General features: G+C 65.4%; 15 protein-coding genes. 7 read left to right on the forward strand and 8 right to left on the reverse strand.

The genetic code is table 11. From position 1 onward, the window contains the following. Window positions 1-905: 905 nt before the first annotated feature. From BLQ76_RS04735 to BLQ76_RS04760, 6 genes are all read right to left on the reverse strand, one after another. Window positions 906-2,549, reverse strand: a complete 1,644-nt coding sequence (locus BLQ76_RS04735; RefSeq protein ID WP_090669793.1) for a GMC family oxidoreductase — start codon at window positions 2,547-2,549, stop codon at window positions 906-908. Beyond that, on the reverse strand, window positions 2,539-3,198 hold the full coding sequence (locus BLQ76_RS04740; protein WP_170842475.1) for a gluconate 2-dehydrogenase subunit 3 family protein: 660 nt from the start codon (window positions 3,196-3,198) through the stop codon (window positions 2,539-2,541). Before BLQ76_RS04740 ends, BLQ76_RS04735 begins: the two co-directional genes overlap by 11 nt. Before the next feature lie 17 nt (window positions 3,199-3,215). Beyond that, window positions 3,216-4,184: an ABC transporter permease gene (locus tag BLQ76_RS04745; RefSeq protein WP_090669800.1), complete on the reverse strand. Its 969-nt coding sequence runs from the start codon at window positions 4,182-4,184 to the stop codon at window positions 3,216-3,218. Further along, the gene (locus BLQ76_RS04750; RefSeq protein WP_090669803.1) at window positions 4,181-5,752 is read right to left on the reverse strand and encodes a sugar ABC transporter ATP-binding protein; all 1,572 of its coding nucleotides are present in this window, start codon (window positions 5,750-5,752) and stop codon (window positions 4,181-4,183) included. The genes BLQ76_RS04745 and BLQ76_RS04750 overlap by 4 nt, the downstream gene beginning before the upstream one ends. An 81-nt stretch (window positions 5,753-5,833) precedes the next feature. Then, on the reverse strand, window positions 5,834-6,955 hold the full coding sequence (locus tag BLQ76_RS04755) for a substrate-binding domain-containing protein (RefSeq protein ID WP_090669808.1): 1,122 nt from the start codon (window positions 6,953-6,955) through the stop codon (window positions 5,834-5,836). A gap of 56 nt (window positions 6,956-7,011) precedes the next feature. After that, a complete protein-coding gene (locus BLQ76_RS04760; RefSeq protein ID WP_090669809.1) occupies window positions 7,012-7,845 on the reverse strand; it encodes a sugar phosphate isomerase/epimerase family protein in 834 nt (277 codons plus the stop codon). Between the two features lie 155 nt (window positions 7,846-8,000). Here BLQ76_RS04760 and BLQ76_RS04765 point away from each other — a divergent pair, with 155 nt between their 5' ends. From BLQ76_RS04765 to BLQ76_RS04775, 3 genes are all read left to right on the forward strand, one after another. Then, a complete protein-coding gene (locus BLQ76_RS04765; RefSeq protein WP_139183927.1) occupies window positions 8,001-9,356 on the forward strand; it encodes an ROK family protein in 1,356 nt (451 codons plus the stop codon). 73 nt (window positions 9,357-9,429) lie between these two features. Further along, window positions 9,430-10,449 carry a substrate-binding domain-containing protein gene (locus tag BLQ76_RS04770; protein WP_090669815.1) on the forward strand — a complete coding sequence of 340 codons (1,020 nt, stop codon included), beginning with the start codon at window positions 9,430-9,432 and terminating at the stop codon, window positions 10,447-10,449. Between the two features lie 469 nt (window positions 10,450-10,918). Further along, entirely contained in the window at window positions 10,919-11,497 is a 579-nt protein-coding gene (locus BLQ76_RS04775; RefSeq protein ID WP_090669818.1) for a hypothetical protein, read from the forward strand. 269 nt (window positions 11,498-11,766) lie between these two features. Here BLQ76_RS04775 and BLQ76_RS04780 read toward each other — a convergent pair whose 3' ends face one another. Beyond that, a complete protein-coding gene (locus BLQ76_RS04780; RefSeq protein ID WP_090669821.1) occupies window positions 11,767-12,429 on the reverse strand; it encodes a hydrolase in 663 nt (220 codons plus the stop codon). Window positions 12,430-12,578: 149 nt separating this feature from the next. On the opposite strand from BLQ76_RS04780, the gene BLQ76_RS04785 reads away from it, so the two are divergent. From BLQ76_RS04785 to BLQ76_RS21625, 4 genes are all read left to right on the forward strand, one after another. Beyond that, window positions 12,579-13,550 (forward strand): LysR family transcriptional regulator, encoded by a 972-nt coding sequence (locus BLQ76_RS04785; protein ID WP_090669824.1) that lies wholly within the window; start codon window positions 12,579-12,581, stop codon window positions 13,548-13,550. Between the two features lie 74 nt (window positions 13,551-13,624). After that, entirely contained in the window at window positions 13,625-14,560 is a 936-nt protein-coding gene (locus BLQ76_RS04790) for a pirin family protein (protein ID WP_090669827.1), read from the forward strand. A gap of 79 nt (window positions 14,561-14,639) precedes the next feature. Continuing rightward, window positions 14,640-15,893, forward strand: coding sequence for a DUF5996 family protein (locus BLQ76_RS04795; protein WP_090669830.1), 1,254 nt, complete (start codon window positions 14,640-14,642; stop codon window positions 15,891-15,893). A gap of 482 nt (window positions 15,894-16,375) precedes the next feature. Beyond that, entirely contained in the window at window positions 16,376-16,525 is a 150-nt protein-coding gene (locus BLQ76_RS21625) for a lmo0937 family membrane protein (protein ID WP_139183928.1), read from the forward strand. A 553-nt stretch (window positions 16,526-17,078) separates the two neighbouring features. Here BLQ76_RS21625 and BLQ76_RS04800 read toward each other — a convergent pair. Continuing rightward, the gene (locus BLQ76_RS04800; protein ID WP_090669833.1) at window positions 17,079-17,972 is read right to left on the reverse strand and encodes an AraC family transcriptional regulator; all 894 of its coding nucleotides are present in this window, start codon (window positions 17,970-17,972) and stop codon (window positions 17,079-17,081) included. Window positions 17,973-17,992 lie beyond the last annotated feature (20 nt).

The raw sequence follows: 17,992 nt of genomic DNA on the forward strand, positions 1-17,992 counted from the left end.
CGTATGCGATGGTTTTCGGAGGGTAGAACTGCGGCAACATCGCGCGAGTTCAATTGAGGCTCCCGCCATGTTGCAGCGCTCCCGTCAAGGCAGAAGTCGGCGACATGCCGCAACGCGCCGTCTAATGAGCGGACCTACCTTCGATCGTGGCAGATGCGTCGGCGCTGCTGCAAAGGCCATCGCTGAATTTGCCGATACCACGAGATGCTCTATCCAAGGACGCACCCCCTCTTCGAGCTGTGCCACGATCTTGTCGGTGATGCGTCCGTAGACGTCGCTGCGGTTGGTGTCGATGCCGCGGCTGGAGCCGGACTTCGTCCTCATGCGAGCCATGGTTGTTCCCTCTTATCGCCTGTGGGCGAGGCCCCGGGCTCTCGTGCCGGTGAATGGCCTCCTGACATTCCCCGGAGCGAAGGGAGGGGGCGCAGACCCCCGAATGGCAGCGCACGGAACCGTCCAGGGGTCGGCGGGCGGCAAAATCGGAAGGTTCGACGCGAAGCGGTGAAGACCGATTTTGCCGCGTGAGGGCAAGGGCCGATCCGACGCGCACAGCGCTTGCCCCTTGACAGGTCCGGGCGCCGACGCTTGGGGCGATCTCAGACGAAGAAGAGGACAGCGAGCGTCAGCTCGTTGACCCTATGGATATCGCGCTCCAGCGCGTCTGAGCGATACCCATAGTTCGATGCCGAGCGACGGCGGAGCTGGGCCGAAAGCAGACGGGCAGCTTTCAGCTCAATCGTGCAGGAAGCTGCCATCCCGCAAACGACGACAACTGAGTCCGATCACCTCGCATGAGATCGCCAACCACCAATACTCGATCGGCGCGGTTGTTAGTCCCCTGTATCCCCCTCGGTCTGTAGTATATGTTTGCTACGCTCGCCATATTTCATATCGGCAACGGCGATCTAAACATTGCTGTATCCCCGCTGGGCAACGATCCGATCGGCGACGCGCCAAGCATTGGCCATGATGGTAAGTGTTGGGTTGGCGCCGGTACCCGTAGGGAAGGGCGAGCCGTCGACCGCGTAGAGATTTTCCACTTCGTGCGCCCGGCACCAGCGGTCGAGAACGGACGTGTCCGGGTCGTCGCCCATGCGCGCCGTGCCATGCTGATGCGAGCAGTTGCCGGTGACACGGTCGGCATAGACCTTCGTGACGGAGGTCGCTCCGCTCGCCTCCAGGATGTCCGCCCCCCGGTCGATGAGATAGCGCCCCTGCTTGAGGTCGTTCTCGTGGGCCTTCAGGGTGACGCGCGCCACCGGCAGACCCCAGGCGTCCGTGACCTCTTCGTCGAGATCGATGCGGTTGTCGTGCTGGGGCATGTCGTGCAGAACCATGGCCACCGCGAGCGAATGGCTGAACTGCTCGCGGTCGATGCGCTTCGCCTCGGCACCCCAAGCGGGGGCGCCCGGCAGGCGCCAGTTGATCGGCAGCGGAATGCCGACGCCGGCGACTGCGATGTGCCCTCCTGAGATGAAGCCACGCGTTTCATCATGCTCGTAGTGCTCGAACGTGGAAGCGCTGACGTAGCCTCCACCCGCCCAGGCATAGACGGGATCGGTATAGGTGCCGACCGCGGCGGAATACTCATGGAAGGTCACGTTGCGACCGACGAGATCGGACCCGTTGGCAAGTCCGTTCGGGAAGCGGCCCGATCGGGAAAGCAGCATCAAGCGTGCCGTCTCCACCGCGCCGCAGGCGAGAATGAAGAGATCTGCCTCCTGCTCGAAGACCGCTCCGTCCGCATCCTCATAGACGGCGGACCGGATCTTGCCCGTTCCGTCGAGCACCAGCTCGCGAACATAGGAGTCGGGTCGAAGCTCGTAGTTGCCCGTCGCCACCGCATCCGGGACGAAGACGTTTAGAGCCGAGGAGCGGGTACCGGTCGGGTCCCCATGCTGCTGGGCGAAGGCACTAACGACAGTTGCCTTGCGGCCGGCGAAGGGGCGCGACAACGCGGCTTGAGGCGTCGGAAAGGCGTTCCACCCGAGCGCCGCACAGCCCTCGTGGAACTTCTGTGCATAGCGGGACATGGGCATGGGCGGGCAAGGATACCCCCCCGAGCGCGGTCCCTCGAAGCGGTTGGCGCCGGCCTCGCCGGATACGCCGAAGGCCCACTCGACCTTCTGGTAGTAGGGCTCGAGCTCGTCATAGGTGATCGGCCAATCGGCGAGCGAGGCGCCAGGCAGGTCGCCCGCGACCGTGCGCATGCGAAAGTCGTTGGGCGTGAAGCGCGGCAGCCAGCCCTGCCAGTGGACGGTACCGCCGCCCACCATCTGCGGCACGGGACAGAAGAGGTCGACGCGCGCCTTATCGGCGGCGGTCTCACGCCAGGTGCGCGGATTGAGAAGCGGGTCGGGCCAGAGATTGTAGCGGTTGATGTTGGCGAGCTCGTCACCGCCGAAGCTTTCCTTGCGTCGCCAAGGCCCCCTCTCGAGCGCGACGACTTTGACGCCCGCCTCGCATAGAACCTTAGCGGCGGCCGCGCCCGAAGCGCCCGCGCCGATGATCACGGCGTCGGTGCGCGCCGGCTTGCCCTTAGAGACCATCGTGGAACTCCTTGACCTTCTCGGCCTCGCCCTCGGCGAACCATTGCAGCGTCGTGTAGCGGCCCTCGTGCACCTCTCTGAGCGAGGCGGGGCCGGGAAAGCCGATCACCTGCCAGCCGACCTGGTCCCGGTTCCCACCGTAGATCGGATCGGCGTAGAAGCCTTGGCGCGTATGGGCGACGAGGAGCGGGAAAAAGTCGAGGTCGGTCTCAGTCGAAGTCTGTTGCAGGGCCGGCTCCCCAAGGGGGCCAGCAAGACCGTCCGAAACGGTCAGCGTCGTCGGATCATGCGCCGCCCCGGCCTCGAGCGCGCGCAGGATCTCGTCCTGGTCCGCGGGAGAAAGGTCCTTGAAAACCGTGGCGAAGCGTGCGCTCGCGCGGGCGTCGAGCTCACGGATGCCGTCGGCATACTTGCCGCGCATGATCTCGATGCGCTGCCTCCACGCGTCGGCCGATCGCCCTTCCAGAACCTCGAAGCCCGAACCATCGGGCTTTGCGAAGATGTAGTCGAGGCCGGAAAGGTATCGCTCGACGAAGTCGATGCAGCCGGCCTCGCGCGCGCCGGGCAACCCGTCGTCAGAGGGGATGATGCGGGCCATCGCGGCCTCAATCGTCGCGCGGCCGTGCGCGTCGAAGAATGTGTTGGTCATCGGGTCCATCCTTCGGATCAGCGTCGCCGCGCCTGGCTGATCGCGACGGCGAGGATGATGATTGCCCCACGGGCGATGAGCTGCTGGGAGAATTCGAGCCCCATGAGCACGAGGCCGTTGTTGATGAGGCCGATCATCAGGGCCCCCATGATCGAGCCGATCACCGTACCGGCCCCGCCGAAGAGGCTGGTGCCGCCCAGAACCGCTGCGGCGATCACCGAGAGTTCGTCGCCCTCGCCGAACTGGAACCGGCCGGAGCGCAGGCGTCCGGCATAGAGCATGCCGGCCAGCGCCGCCGCAAGCGAGGAGAAGAGCAGGACCTTGAACTTGATTGAGGCCGTATCGACGCCCGAATAGCGCGCCGAGGTCTCGTTGCCGCCGGTCGCCAGCACCCGCCGCCCGAAGGTCGTGCGCCTGAGGACGACGTGGCCGAGAAGGCCGATGGCGGCGACCCATATGAGGAGGCTCGGCACCGGTCCGAGATTGCCGGCACCGAAGACGGACACGTAGGTCTTCGACAGGATCGGGATCGCCGCCGTGCCGGAAATCCACATGGCGACGCCGCGGGCTATGCCCATCATGGCCAGCGTCGTGAGAAACGAGGGGATGCCGACCACCGTCGTCAGCCAGCCGTTCGCCGCGCCGCACACGATGCCCGTGCCGAGGCCGAAGAGGATGCCGCCCGGAATGCCGAACTGGTCGATGCCCATGGCAGTCGTGACCGAGGCCAGCCCCGCGACCGCGCCGACCGACAGGTCGATTTCGGCGGCTCCGAGAACGAAGGTCATGGCCACGGCTACGATCGCGATGATCGCCGTCTGGCGGACGATGTTGAGGAGGTTGTTGGGGTCAAGGAAACCCCGGTCTCCGAGCGTCACGGCAAAGACGAGGAAGATCGCGACGAAGCCGATATAGATGATGTAGTCGCGCCAGTTCGAGAGCGCGGACAGGGTCTTGCGCGGCGCAGATGTCGTCGGGTTGCTCATCGGGCCGTCCCTGTGCGTGCCTCGGATCGGGCTTGCTGCATGAAGGTGTTCAGGGTCTGCTCGGCCTGACCGAGCGCGTCGGCCTCGCTGCCGCCGGGACCTGGATCCAGCGCCTGGCGGTCGATCTCGCGGGCGATGCGCCCGTCCGACATCACGAGGATGCGGTCGCAGGCGGCCAGCAGCTCCTGCAATTCGGAGGACAGGACGAGGATCGCCTTGCCGGCCTTGGCGAGGCCGCGGATCAGCGTCACGATTTCGGACTTCGAGCCGATGTCGATGCCTGCGGTCGGCTCGTCCAGGATGAGGATGTCGGGCTCGGTCGCGAGCCACTTGGCGATCACGACCTTCTGCGCGTTGCCGCCGGACAAGGAGCGCACTGGTGCCCGGCAGCCGTCCGTCTTGATGCGCAGGCGTGCGATCGACTCGTCCGCCAGCCGTGCCGACTTCGACCCGTCCACGAAGCCGCCGTCGGAGAGGCGCGAGAGGTTCGGAAGGGCGATGTTGCTTTCGACGCTGTGGAAGGCGACGAAGCCTTGGCGCGAACGGTCCTCGGGCACGAGCGCAATGCCGGCGGCGATGGCATCGGCAGGCTTGTTTATCGTGACGGCCCGCCCCTTCACGCGGATCTCGCCACCCCGCAGCGGCGCGACGCCGGCAAGAACGCGCGCGAGCGAGGAGCGGCCGCTACCGAGAAGGCCGGCGATGCCGACGACCTCGCCGCGGCGCAGCGTCAGGTCGACCCCTGCGGGCTTGTGCTCCCCGACGAGGCCCTGCGCCTCCAGAATGGTCTCGCCGACTGTCGCCGTCTCGCGCACGACATCGGAGAAGCCGCGAGAGCGGCGACCGATGATGTGGGCGATGAGGCTGTCGAGGGTGAAGTCGGCCATCGGCCCGGTGACGACGTGGCGCCCGTCGCGCAGGACGCTCGCACGGTCCGCGATGCGGAAGATCTCGTCCATGCGGTGCGAGACGTAGACCACGGCGACGCCTTCAGCCTTCAACTGGCGGACGTAGTCGAAGAGGCGCTCCACCTCGTTGCCGGAGAGCGCGGTCGTGGGCTCGTCGAGGACGAGAACCTTGCAGGGCTGCGACGTCGCCTTGACGATCTCGGTGAGCTGGCGGTGGCCGGCCGGGATGTCGGCGACCTTGGCGAGCGGATCGACCGCGACGCCCATGCGGGCGAAGAGACGGCGCGCTTCCTCGATCGCAGCGCGGTCGTCGATCAAGGCGCCAGCCTTGATCTCGCGGTTCAGGAAGACGTTCTGCGCGACGGTGAGAGTGGGAACGAGGCTCATCTCCTGAAAGGCCATGGAGACGCCGAGACGGCGGGCGACCTCGGGCGTGAAGCCCTTCATCGCCGTGCCGCCGATCTCGACGGTGCCGGCGCTCGGCGGCTGCACGCCGCGCAGGATCTTGAGGATCGTGGACTTGCCGGCTCCGTTCTCGCCGAGGAGCGCGTGCACCTCGCCCGGCCGGATGTCGAGATCGACGCCCTCCAGCGCGCGCACGCCGCCGAAATGCTTGGAGACGCCGCGCATGCGCACGGCCTCGGGCAAGGCATGGCTCATGGTGAAACCTCGAGGGGAACAGGCGCGACGGTATGCGCCGCCCTTCACCCGGAACCGGGCGAAGGGCGACGGCGATCGGCGCTACTCCATGCTCTGCTTAATCTTGTCGGTGACGGGCTTGTGGTAGACTTGGTCCCAGGCCTCGGCGAGGTTCGCCTTGGTGACGGGAAGCGCCGGCAGGGCGACATAGGCCGGCGCCGGCTTGTTCAGGAGACCGTAGCCAGCCAGCATCGCCTCGGTCACGCCCTGGTCGTAGGGGCGCTGCGCGGAGAGGCCCTTGATGTTGCCCTCGCTCGCCATGTTGATCGCGACGTTCTCGCCAAGGTCGCAGTTGACGATCACGAGATCGTCGCGGCCGTTGTTCAGAGCGGCGTTGACGACGCCCTCGGCCGGTACGTCCCAGACCGCCCAGATGCCCTTGATGGTCGGGTTGGAGACGAGCATGGCGCCCGCCGCCTTTTCCGCATCGCCGGCAAAGTCCGGTCCGCCGATGCCCTGCTCGGCGACGACCTTGATGTCGGGATAGTTCTCGGCGAGCGTCTTCTTCACGGCATCGTAGCGCTGCTTGGTCACGAAGAAGTCGGCGGCATGAAAGACGAGCCCGACGTCGCCCTTGCCGCCCAGCGCCTGGGCCAGCAGGTGGGCGGTCGCCACCCCGTTGCCGTAGTTGTCGGCCGAGACGGAGGCGATGTAGTCGCTGCCCGCCTTGAAGCCGGCCGGCACGTTGTCCATGAAGACGAGCTTCACGCCCGCATCCGCCGCCGCCTTGTAGGCCGCGGCCGTCGCGGTCGGGTCGGTCGGGATCGAGACGATGACGTTCGGCTTCTGCGCCATCACGGTCTCGAGGTCGGCGACCTGCTTGTCGGGCTTGAAGCCTGCGTCGGTGGTCGCCACCACGGCGATGCCCATCTTGTCGAACTGCGCCTTCAGACCCTCGATCTGAGCCTGGCTCCAGTCGTTGCCGGCATAGTGCATGACGATCGCGGCCTTGGCGTTCATGGCCTTGATCCGGGTAAGCTCCTCCTCGCTCAGCGAGACGGCGGAGGCAGGCTCCGGCTTCTCGCCGTTCGGCCCGAGGCTCATGACGGACCGGCCGATCTCGGCGAGCGCCTGCGCGGGATCCGCCGCAAGAACTGCCGGCGCGGCGGACAGAAGAAGCGCGGCGGCGAGCGCGGCCGGGCGCAGAACGGTCGTGATGCGCATGGTGTTGGGTCTCCTCCCAGAGTGTTCGGCGCGCCTTGGGGCATCGCCGCATGTCTTCAGGCCTTGGCGGCCTCGGCCTCGACGAAGCGTAGGCTGTCCCGCGCTCCCGCGGCGGGATCGGGCCAAGCGTCGAGTTCGTTGCAGATCCAGCCGTCGTAACCGATCGCCTTCAGCGCCCTGATCACCGCGCCGTTGTCGCAGTCGCCCTCGCCGACCGGAACGAAGGCGAAGGGATCGCGCCGCCAGCCCTTGAGGTGGACGTAGGTGATGCGCGCGGCGTGCCCTGTCACCAGCGCCGCCGGATCGCCGCCGGCGGCGGCCAGATGCGCCGTATCGGGACAGAAGCCGATCGCGGTCTTTTCGAAGATCCGCGCGACTTCCGCGGGCGTTTCCACGATGGTCGAGAGATGGGGATGGTACTGGGCCTTGAGGCCGCGCGCCTCGGCGATCGCGACCACCTTGTCGAGCGCTGCGGCGAGGGCGTCGTAGTCGCCGCTCCGTGCGCCCGATAAACGGCGCGCGCCGCCGCCGACGACGAGATGCTCCGCCCCAAGCGCCTGCGCGGCGTCCGCCGCCTTCCCGATCCGCGCAAGCTCCTCCTCCAGCACGTCGGCGAAGATGAAGTTGCCGCCACTATAGACAGCGACGAGCGCGAGGCCGGTCTCGGCCAGCGTGCGACGGAGCGAGGCGAAGTCGTCCGCCCCCCCGTCAAGCACGTTGCCGTCGAAGAACTCAATGCCCTTGTAACCGGCTGCAGCGATCTCCCGTGCCGCGCGGTCCATATCGCCGAACGTGCGGTAGGCGAGCCGTCCGATCGACGTCACGCCCACGGCGTCCCCGCCGAGCGGACCCCAGCAATTGGCGTGATACGCCATCTTCCAACCGGCCAATCCGCCCTCCCCGACGTTTGCCGACACTTTCGATGTCAGAAACACAACTAATGCTGATAAAAAGCAGAAGTCAATGGCGATCTGCCGAATGCCACTGAAATGCAGTTGCGGCCCTATCGTCGGTTCGGGCATGGTCGCACGCAAAGGAGACACAATTGGCCAGCCGACGCGCCAGCGATGTAGGGGCATCTGTGAGCCGCGGCGAGCCGGTCTCGCTTGGCGCCGAACGCGTGCGCGCGCTCGAGGCCGAACGGCAGAGCCTCGTGTCGATCCTGGGCACATTGAGGAACGCTGGCCCGGCGACACGGCTTGACCTCGAGCGCGAGACCCATCTCGGGCGCGCGGTCATCGTGGACCGCCTGGCGACCTTATCCGCCTTCGGCCTCGTCGAGGAAAACGGCGTCGGCCGCTCCATCGGCGGACGGGCGCCGAAGCTTCTGCGGTTCAGGGCAGAGGCTGGTCGGCTCCTGGTTGCCAACATGGATGGCAGCACGGTCGGCATCGGTCTCGCCGACCTTTCGGGACGGCTCCTCCTCGAGCACTACGAGGATGTGGCGCCGGACCTGCCGAGCCCATCGCTGCTCGAACGCCTGGAAACGCTTTTCGCCTGGGCCCTCGGCAAGGGGGGAGCACCGCTTTGGGGGATCGGACTGGGGGCGCCGGGAACGGTCGACTTCGAACAGGAGGTGCAGCTTGCCGTGCCGCGCTTCGCGACATCACCGGACTGGAACGAGTCGCGCCTCGTCGAACGGCTCGCCGTCCGCTTCGGTGCACCGGTTTTTGCACGAAGCGCCGTCCAGACGGCAACGATGGGAGAGATCACGGCCCTCCCGCCCGAGCGCGCCTTCGATCTGATTTTCGTCGACCTTGGCCCGTCGATCTCGACCGGCCTTGTGTCCGGCGGCCAGCTTCTGCGCGGGGCGCAGGGGATCGCCGGCCAGATGGGCCACGTCTACATGGGCGAAGGCAGCATGCTCGTCTGCGGCTGCGGCAACGTCGGCTGCCTGCAGACCGTCGCTGGTTGCGAGGCGATCGCGCGCGAGGGCGAGCGGGCGGCAAGCGAGGGACAAAGCCCCGCCCTTGCGGCCATCCTGGCGCGCTCGGGCGCCGTGACGGTCGACGACATCGGTACCGCTTCGCGGCTCGGCGATCCGTTCTCGGCCGACATTCTGGCGCAGGCCGGGCGCCTCGTTGGCACGACGCTTGCAGGCTTGGTCAACATCTTCAACCCCGCGACCCTCGTGATCGGGGGCGACCTTGCCCAGACCGGCGATATCTGCCTCGCGGCGATCCGCGAGGCGGTTTATCGCCATGCACAACCGCTCGCGAGCCGCGACCTGTCCATCCTGCGCTCGCGCATGGGCCGTTCGGCAGGCCTCGTCGGCGCAGCGACGGTTGTCGCAGAGGAGCTCTTCGCCTCGCACTTCCTGGAGGCCTGGATCACGAGCGGGACTCCCCTTGCCCATCCCAAGGTCCTCACCTTCCTGCAAGCCGCTGCAGGTGCAGCGTGAACCCGACGTTCCCAAGCCGCAAACGCTCCTCTAGTCTCGAGCTGGACAAGATCCGTGGAGCGGGAGAGGCTTGATGACACGGGCGGACGCGGCAACATCATCGTCGGCCGCTGGCCTCGGCCCTCACGGCGAGCGCGCCGCCGGACCGGAGCTTGCCGCGCTGACGCAGAGCGTGCGCGAGGAGGCGCGGTCGCACGCCTTTGAGGTGGCGCTTCTTCTGCACACGCGAGCGTCCGACTGGTCGCGACGCCAGATCGCCGGTATCGAGGCCTCTCTTGCGGAAGCCGGGGCGAAGATTTCAGACATCATCGACTGCGAATTCAGCCCGTCCGCTCAGGTCGCGGCGATCGACCGTTTGATCGCGGCGCGGCCGGATGCGGTAATCGCGATCCCGGTCGGCGGCACGGTGGTGACCGATGCGTTCCGCCGCTTGGCAACCTCGGGCGTCCGTCTGATCCTTCTGGACAACGTTCCCTCCGGACTCCTGCCGGAGAGCGATTACGCAAGTGCCGTTTCCTGCGACAACTTCCGACTCGGCCAGATTGCAGCGGAGCTTCTGTCGCCGCATGTGCCGCCGGGAGGCCGTGTATGCGTTGCCGCCTACAGCGTCGACTTCTTCGCGACGGCTCAACGTGAGATCGGGTTCGACAAGTGGATGCGATGCGAACGCCCCGATATCCGCCTCGCACACTTGAAGTTCGAGACGCCGGCCCGGGCGGTCGAGGTGATCGCGACTTACCTCGAGAAGGAGCCGGAGCCGGATGGCGTCTTTATCGTCTGGGACGAGCCGGCGGTCGCAGCTCTGCCCGTTCTCTCCGCCTGCAAAAGGCCGCCAGCCATGACGACCGTCGATCTCGGCGCAGCCGCAGCTGCGGCCCTCGGTGAGGGACGGATTCTGTGCGGTGTTGCCGCGCAGAATCCATTCCGGCAGGGTGCCGTCGCGGCGGCGGCGGCTATTCTGGTTCTGACTGGACGCTCGGTTCCATCATGGATTGTCGTTCCGGCTTTGACCGCGACTCCACGAAATGCGTCCGCGGTCTATCGAGAAGTCAGCGGAGCGGAGACCTTATTCACATCAAGTCCTGTTGCTTGACCCGCACCTTTGCTACGGCCGCCACATGGTAAACATGCCGTTCGTGGAACGAGCGCGCACGTCGCAACGGCGTATTCCAAGTTGGCATGCGTGTTGGAAAATGCGCCAATTCATGCTTTGCCGACCAAGTAACGATAGGATGGGGATCTGGGAATTCGGGCCGAAAGCGGAACGTCGGCTTCCAGAAAGACAGAGCTTACAGCTGCCGTCCCACCTAAAGACCGAACGTCAGAAAATCGCACGGCTCCCCGGCGGTCAGTTGCACTTAGATTTTAAATCGTTCTGAAGCGATCGCTTCAATGACTAAAAGCTCTTGCGGAGACGCTCGGTAAAGGGTGGGGCGACGAGCCGGGTGCAGCCCGTGCCCGGCTCGGATCGCATCGCGTCTTATGGAGATGAACCGATGCGCTCTTCGAACCCAACCTCCTCATTCTCGCACGCTAGCCGGTTGCAGCGCTCGGATGATCCGATGGCTGACACCGGCGACCATGCGGACATCGCCGCGATAACTGAGGCCAGCGATCTTCTCGCTTGGTTGTTGAGCCACCTCGACCTGCAGGAGCCTCGCATCCCGCTCGACGACGAAGCGCGCAACACGATCGCTGACTTCTGCCTGGCTGTTCGTACCGGCGCGGCACCCGAGCACATGCACCTCTTCGTGTGGGACGGCTTCAACAACGTGGCTTGGCATGCTCTCAACGACGACGAGGCACCCCGCCATGGTCTCCCGCTCGTGCAGTTCGTGCACCTGTGCGCCGTTGGATTGGCGGGTCTGCTCCCGCTCGGGATCGAGGGGGTGGCCGAGCCCGAGCCGATCCCGTTCGGTCGCTTGTTCGACATGATCTTCCACGTCGAACCGAAGCTTCGCGAGTGGCTGCGTGTTCGCCGCGCCGGCAAGGATGGCTACGTCATCACGACGACCGCGAAGGGCCGGGAGCGCCTGGGGCAGCGTGTGCGGGTTGCGGTGAATGCCATGAACTGCCTGCCGCCCGACGAGGTATTCGACTTGGCGGTACCCTACACGGAGGCGGAGCGTCGCTCGAACTAACGGGACGGGCGTCGCGCATGGGTGGTGGCAACGCTACCCATGCTCCGCTGATCGACCGAAAAACGTGCGATCACAACGTAGCGGTGGTCGCGTGCTGATGGCGATAAGGGGTGGAAAGGGGACCGTCCGCTTCCAAGCAAATAATGTCGGAAAACGGACGGTTGTTGAAGGGTTATCTACAGAAAATCAGACGAGTCCTGAATGTAAGGAGAACCCTCGCGTCCACTTATGAAGCGTAAGTCCCGACCTTATCCAGTCACCTCTTTCCGTTACTGCGAAGACTGCCCAGTTGGGCCGACTGGTGTGTTGAGAAGCTGTTGCTCCCAGAGATAGGCGATACCGCTGCCAGCGGCATGCTGTAGCATGACTTCATTCAGCGCCGTCGCGGTCTCGACCCGTGCCCAGTCGCGCTGCCACTCGGCCGCTAGCGCCATCCAAGTCATCACGTTCGCGCCGGCCGCGATCATGCGCTGGATCGCGACTTCGTGTGCCTCGACCGAAGTTCCTCCGGAAGCGTCGGTGACCACTGTCACATCCCAACCCTCTCCCAGAGCTTGGATCGCCGGCATGGCGACGCAGATCTCCGTCCAAAGCCCCGCGATGATCAACTGCTTGCGACCTGTCGCCTTCACCGCATCTACGACCTTAGGGTCCTCCCAAGTGTTGATGAACGTCCTGTCAATGACCTCCTGGCCGGGGAAGACATCGGTGATCTGCGGAAAGATCCTGCCGCCGCGATCCGCGATCACGCTCGTCACGATCGTCGGCACGTTGAAGACCTTCGCGGATTTGGCCAAGGCCGTCGCGGCGTTCACTGCCGCATGGGGGTCGTGGCTGTTCAGGTTCGTCAACTGGTAGGGCTGGTGATCGATCAGCACAAGAACGGAATCTTCGGGACGAAGGAGCGAGGCGAGGCCGTTGCGCAAGGTCATGCAGGCATCCTTGAATCAGTGTGGGGTCACGATGCCGCGACGTCGGCTAGGTTGCTGCTGCGTCGAGGCAAGGCGCTAACTGTTTTCTGGTCCGCGAAGAGGTAGTACCCGTCTCCGGCGGTCTGTGTCGCCGAACGGGGAACGCTGGAATGGATACGGACGATCTCAGGACCTTTGTGGAGCTGGCGAGTGCCGGCGGGGTCACCGCAGCGGCGCGGCGTCTCGGGCTCTCGAAGTCCATAGTCAGCCGACGGCTCGCACGGCTCGAAGCCGAGCTCGGCGTCCAACTGTTCACCCGGACCACGCGCGGTGCCGCGCTGACGGAAGCTGGGTCGACGTTCCGGGATTATGCGGCGAGAGTGAGCGCCGAGGTCGAGGCTGGTCGCGAGGCGATATCGCCTGACGGAGAGCTGCGCGGCCTTCTGCGGATCGCGGCGCCGCTCACCTTCGGCCCAACTCATTTCGCACCCCTGTTGTCGGAGATGGGAAGACGCCACCCGGACCTGCAGATCCATACGACCTACGCCGATCGATACGTCGACTTGCTGGCGGAAGGTTTTGATTGCGCCATCCGGATCGGCAATCTTCCCGACTCCAATCTGGTCGCGAGGCGTGTCGCCACGATCCATGGCAAGCTTGTGGCCAGCCCGCGATACATCGAAACGCATGGTTCGCCGAAGACGCCGGAAGAGATCGTCGGCTACCAGGCCTTGATGCAGAGTACTGAAACCTGGCAGTTCATGGACGGCGACACTGTCGTCTCCATTCAGCCGCAGGGGCGTTTCAAGGCCGACAACGGTACGGCGCTCGCCATTGCGGCTGCGGCCGGCCTCGGCATCGCTTGGCTCCCGGACTGCATCCTCTACGACTATTTCGCTGCCAACGCCCTCGTTGCTATCATGACCGACTACCCGCCCCAATCGGCGGGCGCCTACGTCGTGCGCCCGCCCGGGCAGTTCCCTTCGCGCAACGTCCGGGCCCTCACCGAACTGCTGATCGAGCTGTTCGCCCTCGATCCGCGCTTCTCGGGCGTCGATGCTCTTAGCGGTCCGGCTCCCGCAGCGTCGACCCTCCTGAACGTTCCCCATCTTGCGACACAGCCTATCAAGGGTCGCAACTAGTGCCGGATGATTCCGCTCCGTAGAGCGGGTGTGCGGTTGGACGACCGATCCGCATCGAACGAGGAGACGGAACCATGAGCTGGAACCCTGTCATGGAGCCCGGGTGTCCCGACGAGGTGGGCTCGGACGTGATCGAGACCCTGATCGTTCCGCGCTCGCGCGATCTCGGCGGCTTCGAGGTCCGGCGCGCGCTGCCGGCCCCGAAGCGCCAGATGGTCGGACCATTCATCTTCTTCGACCAGGCGGGACCCGCGGAATTCCTTACGGGACAGGGCGTCGACGTGCGCCCGCATCCCCATATCGGCCTCGGCACCGTGACCTACCTGTTCCGCGGCGACTTCCACCATCGCGACAGCACCGGCGCCGACCAGATCATCCGGCCGGGCGCCCTGAACTGGATGGTCGCGGGACGCGGCGTCACGCATTCCGAGCGCACCTCGGCGGCCTCCCGAAGCGGTCCGAACGGGCTCTTCGGCATCCAGACCTGGCTGGCGCTGCCCGAAGACCACGAGGACGCCGCGCCGACGTTCGAGCATCACGGCAAGGACACGCTGCCCGTGATCCGGGACGGCGGCGTGTCGGTCCGCCTGATCCTCGGCACGGCCTACGGTGAGACCGCACCGGCAAGGATGCTCTCGCAGACCTTCTACGCGGATGTACGCCTCGACGCGGCGAGCCGGGTGCCCCTGCCCGACGACCACGAGGATCGCGGCCTCTACATCGTCTCGGGCTCCATCACGATCGCCGGGCAGGAGTATGGGGCAGGACAGATGATGGTCTTCCGCCCCGGCGACCGGATCACGGTCTCGGCCGGTCCGCAGGGCGCGCGGCTGATGATCCTCGGCGGGGCGACGCTGCCGGGCCCGCGATACATCTGGTGGAACTTCGTCGCCTCGTCTCGGGAGCGGCTGGAAGAGGCCAAGGCGGAATGGCGGGCCGAACGATGGGGCGTGGGCCGCTTCGATCTGCCGGTCGGCGACCGCGACGAGCATATCCTCCTGCCGGGGTGACGAGGGATCTGGATGTCTTTCGAGACGACGATGCGAGATCGTCGTCTTGTCATGCCAGACGAAGGGAAGCGGAAACGACATGAGCGATCGGTGGCCGGAACTCGACTACCTCGGCTGGCGCGAGACGTGCTCCGCGCTGCATCTCTACCTGCAGATCGTCGGAAAATACCGCCTCGCGCATTCTCCCTGGCTCAACCACTCCTGGAACGCGACGTTCTACGTGACGCCGCGCGGGTTGACCACGTCCACGATCCCGGACGGGTCCGGGATCGAGATTCTGATCGACTGTCACGGACACCGGGTGGTGGGTTTCAACGGAGACGGTCGCGAGGCCTCGCTCGACCTTCGGCCGATGACCGTCGCGACCTTCCACGAGGAATTCGCCCGACTGATCGCCGCCCTGGGCGGAACGCCGACGTTCCATGGCCAGCCCAACGAGGTTTCGTTCCCAGTACCGTTCGCGGACGACCATCGCGAGCGCCCCTATGACCGCGACGCCGTCGGGCGTTTCCACCGGGCCCTGATGGCGAGCGACCGCGTCTTCAAGACGTTCAGGACCTCGTTCCTGGGCAAGAGCAGTCCGGTTCATCTGTTCTGGGGCGCGCTCGACCTCGCCGTCACGCGCTTCTCGGGACGCCCCGCCCCGCTTCATCCCGCGGGCATCCCGGCCCTGCCGGACGATGTCGCGCAGGAAGCCTACGACCGCGAGGTCCACTCGGCGGGCTTCTGGCCCGGCGGCGGCGGGATCGACTACCCCGCCTTCTATGCCTACGCGTATCCTGCCCCGAACGGCTTCCGTGCCGCACCGGTTCGGCCGGAGGGAGCCTTCTGGCACGAAAGCCTGTCGGAGTTTGTCCTGCCCTACGACGCTGTCCGCTTGGCCGCCGATCCCAACGAGGCGCTGATGGCCTTCCTAGTCTCGACCTACGACGCTGCCGCTGACCTCGGAGGCTGGGACCGTGACCTTCTGGAGTGCGCACCCGGCCAGCCGCGGCAGGTGCGTGCGGCGGACGCTGAGAAGTCCGGGAACTTCCGTTCACCAGAGGACGGGCAGGTGATGCGTGAAGACGGAGCTGCCAAAGGCCGCTACCGGATCGTGGTCGACAGTGTCGAAGCGGAGATGACCTACAGCCGGGCGGGGCAGCGACTGCTCATCATCGACCACACCGAGGTTCCTGCGGCTCTGCGGGGTCGCAAAATTGGAGAGCGGCTGGTACGCCAGGCTGTGGAGGACGCTCGCCGAGACGGCACAGCTCTCATCCCGCTCTGTCCCTTCGCGAAGGCGCAGATCGACCGCCACCCTGAGTGGCAGGACGTCCTGCATCGGCCTTAGCAGCAAGTACCACCCAACAAAACAAATGAACGCGGTGGTGTGAACGCGTCGATGTCTCATGGTGCGAGAGAACGTTGATCAGCTTGCACATTTGGTTCGCGATGTCCGCTTCCGGAAAAGCGCGCAGCCGAAGCGGACGGCAATAATGGGTCGATAGCGGTCAGACCGCTTCCGGACGCTCGCGTCCTTGCTGGCGATCGGCGTAACCCTCTCGGGCAACGACCCGGTAGCTTTGGGAATCCTCCCCCTCAAGGCCATCTGCTATCATGCCTTGGCCCTTGCCCGGCCGGGGCGAGTTCGCCCGCGGCGCACAGTGCAGAAGCCGACCACTTCATCGTGGGCACGCGTCGTTGCCGAGGCCGAAGCGGGCTGTGCCTTTGAGGCGGCTAGAGAACACATTCGGAAATGGCCACAAGTGGGAACACTTCACCGCTTCATCTCGTTTTTGTGAGCGTAGTGTACCGATCAGCGAGAAAAACTTCATGTTGTGGACGATCGCCCTTATCCTCGTCATTCTTTGGGTACTCGGGGGATTTGTCTTCCATGTCGCTGGAGGTCTCATCCACCTTCTCCTGGTCGTCGCTGTGATCGTCGTGGTCTATCAGCTCGTGACGGGCCGCCGGCGTATCTGACCGATTAGGCTTCCTTCGCCTCTGCCTGTGCCCTTGTCGTGTATGATGTGGTGTCCGGTCAATGAACCGCGCCGGGCGTCTGGTCCGGGCGGGCAATCGGCAGCAATCATCGGGCGATAGGGATCGCGGTGACCTTCGGTTTCGGCCGAGGGCTTCACGACCGGACATAGTTCATCCGGACGTCAACCGCGCGGCAGATCGACGAGGTGCCTGCAAAACGTCTTTAGGTTCGGTCGTTGCAAAAAGATGCTTATTCGTACGCGCTCCAACGCTTGCGCCTGTAGGGCGGCGCGCGTTCCGCTGTGAAGGAAAGAAAAACCCGGAACGTTCGCAGGTTCGCGAGATGCATGTCGAACTCGGTCCCAAAGGTCCGATCTGCCGCATCCGCAGTGATATGAAAGCGGATGGACGGGTTTGAGGCGTCCGCTTCAGTGGCGTCGACCGGCGCGACCGGGTGGTTTCCTGCCAGTCCGCTTCGGGGCCACTAGCTTCGTAAGCTGCCTTCCACGAACTGCGCATCCGTTGCGCATCGCTGGAAGAGGCGGCGCTAATGTCAGGCTGCCGCGTCCACCTGCAAGCGTGCGAGGCGAATGTCCCGTGCCGGTGGTTGTCCAAACAGGCGACCATACTCTCGGGTGAACTGCGGCACGCTCTCGTAGCCCACACCATAGGCCGCATCCGCGACAGCCTGCCCTTCCGCCAGCATGCGGCGTCGTGCTTCGATGAGCCGAAGCTGCTTCTGGAACTGGAGCGGCGACAACGAGGTGATGGCACGGAAGTGCTCGTGGAACGCGGATAGGCTCATGTTGGCGGCGTTCGCCAAAGTTTCGACCTTGATGGTCTCGGCATAGTGTGATCGCAGGAGCTCAACGGCTCGCCCGATCCGTCGGGCGTGGCTGTCGCTGACGCCAAGCGCCCTGATCGCACTTCCATGTTGACCCTTGAGAAGCCAGTAGTGCATCTCGCGACTGAGCTGCGGCCCTAAAATCGAAAGGCTGTCCGGCTTATCGAGCAAGCGGAGCAGCCGACAGGCTGCGTCGGCAAGGTCGTCGCCTGTTGGATCGACCCGGACCGGATCATGGGCTGCGAACGGTGCCGGTCCCATCTGGCTGACCAGACCTGCAATGATCGTCGGGTCGAGTTCGAGAACCAGAGAGTAGTAGGGCAAGACCGGGGTGGCGGCTGTGATCTGGCTGACGGTCGGGACATCGCTGGAGACGACGAGGGACTCGCCTGCTCCGAAGTCGAACACTTGGCTTCCCATCGTCACGCGCTTGTTGCCCTGCAAGATCAGCGCGACCAACGGCTTAGACACCGCATATTGCAGCATGGTCGGACCCGTTTCGCGAAGGACCGCCAAACCATTCACTGATGTTGCGGCCACGCCGTGCGCATCGGCGTGGGCGTCGGCGAAGCGGCGGGCATGGTCGAGAAGCGTGTCATGCATGGGCCCACCGTAGACATCGA

Source organism: Aureimonas jatrophae (assembly GCF_900104035.1).
Classification (GTDB): domain Bacteria; phylum Pseudomonadota; class Alphaproteobacteria; order Rhizobiales; family Rhizobiaceae; genus Aureimonas; species Aureimonas jatrophae.

Bases quoted from the DNA above. Each gene is read 5' to 3' on its own strand.
- BLQ76_RS04735 (WP_090669793.1), bottom strand. From the start codon at position 2,549: ATGGTCTCTAAGGGCAAGCCGGCGCGCACCGACGCCGTGATCATCGGC.
- BLQ76_RS04740 (WP_170842475.1), bottom strand. From the start codon at position 3,198: ATGACCAACACATTCTTCGACGCGCACGGCCGCGCGACGATTGAGGCC.
- BLQ76_RS04745 (WP_090669800.1), bottom strand. From the start codon at position 4,184: ATGAGCAACCCGACGACATCTGCGCCGCGCAAGACCCTGTCCGCGCTC.
- BLQ76_RS04750 (WP_090669803.1), bottom strand. From the start codon at position 5,752: ATGAGCCATGCCTTGCCCGAGGCCGTGCGCATGCGCGGCGTCTCCAAG.
- BLQ76_RS04755 (WP_090669808.1), bottom strand. From the start codon at position 6,955: ATGCGCATCACGACCGTTCTGCGCCCGGCCGCGCTCGCCGCCGCGCTT.
- BLQ76_RS04770 (WP_090669815.1), top strand. From the start codon at position 9,430: ATGACACGGGCGGACGCGGCAACATCATCGTCGGCCGCTGGCCTCGGC.
- BLQ76_RS04775 (WP_090669818.1), top strand. From the start codon at position 10,919: ATGGCTGACACCGGCGACCATGCGGACATCGCCGCGATAACTGAGGCC.
- BLQ76_RS04780 (WP_090669821.1), bottom strand. From the start codon at position 12,429: ATGACCTTGCGCAACGGCCTCGCCTCGCTCCTTCGTCCCGAAGATTCC.
- BLQ76_RS04785 (WP_090669824.1), top strand. From the start codon at position 12,579: ATGGATACGGACGATCTCAGGACCTTTGTGGAGCTGGCGAGTGCCGGC.
- BLQ76_RS04790 (WP_090669827.1), top strand. From the start codon at position 13,625: ATGAGCTGGAACCCTGTCATGGAGCCCGGGTGTCCCGACGAGGTGGGC.
- BLQ76_RS04795 (WP_090669830.1), top strand. From the start codon at position 14,640: ATGAGCGATCGGTGGCCGGAACTCGACTACCTCGGCTGGCGCGAGACG.
- BLQ76_RS21625 (WP_139183928.1), top strand. From the start codon at position 16,376: ATGTTGTGGACGATCGCCCTTATCCTCGTCATTCTTTGGGTACTCGGG.
- BLQ76_RS04800 (WP_090669833.1), bottom strand. From the start codon at position 17,972: ATGCATGACACGCTTCTCGACCATGCCCGCCGCTTCGCCGACGCCCAC.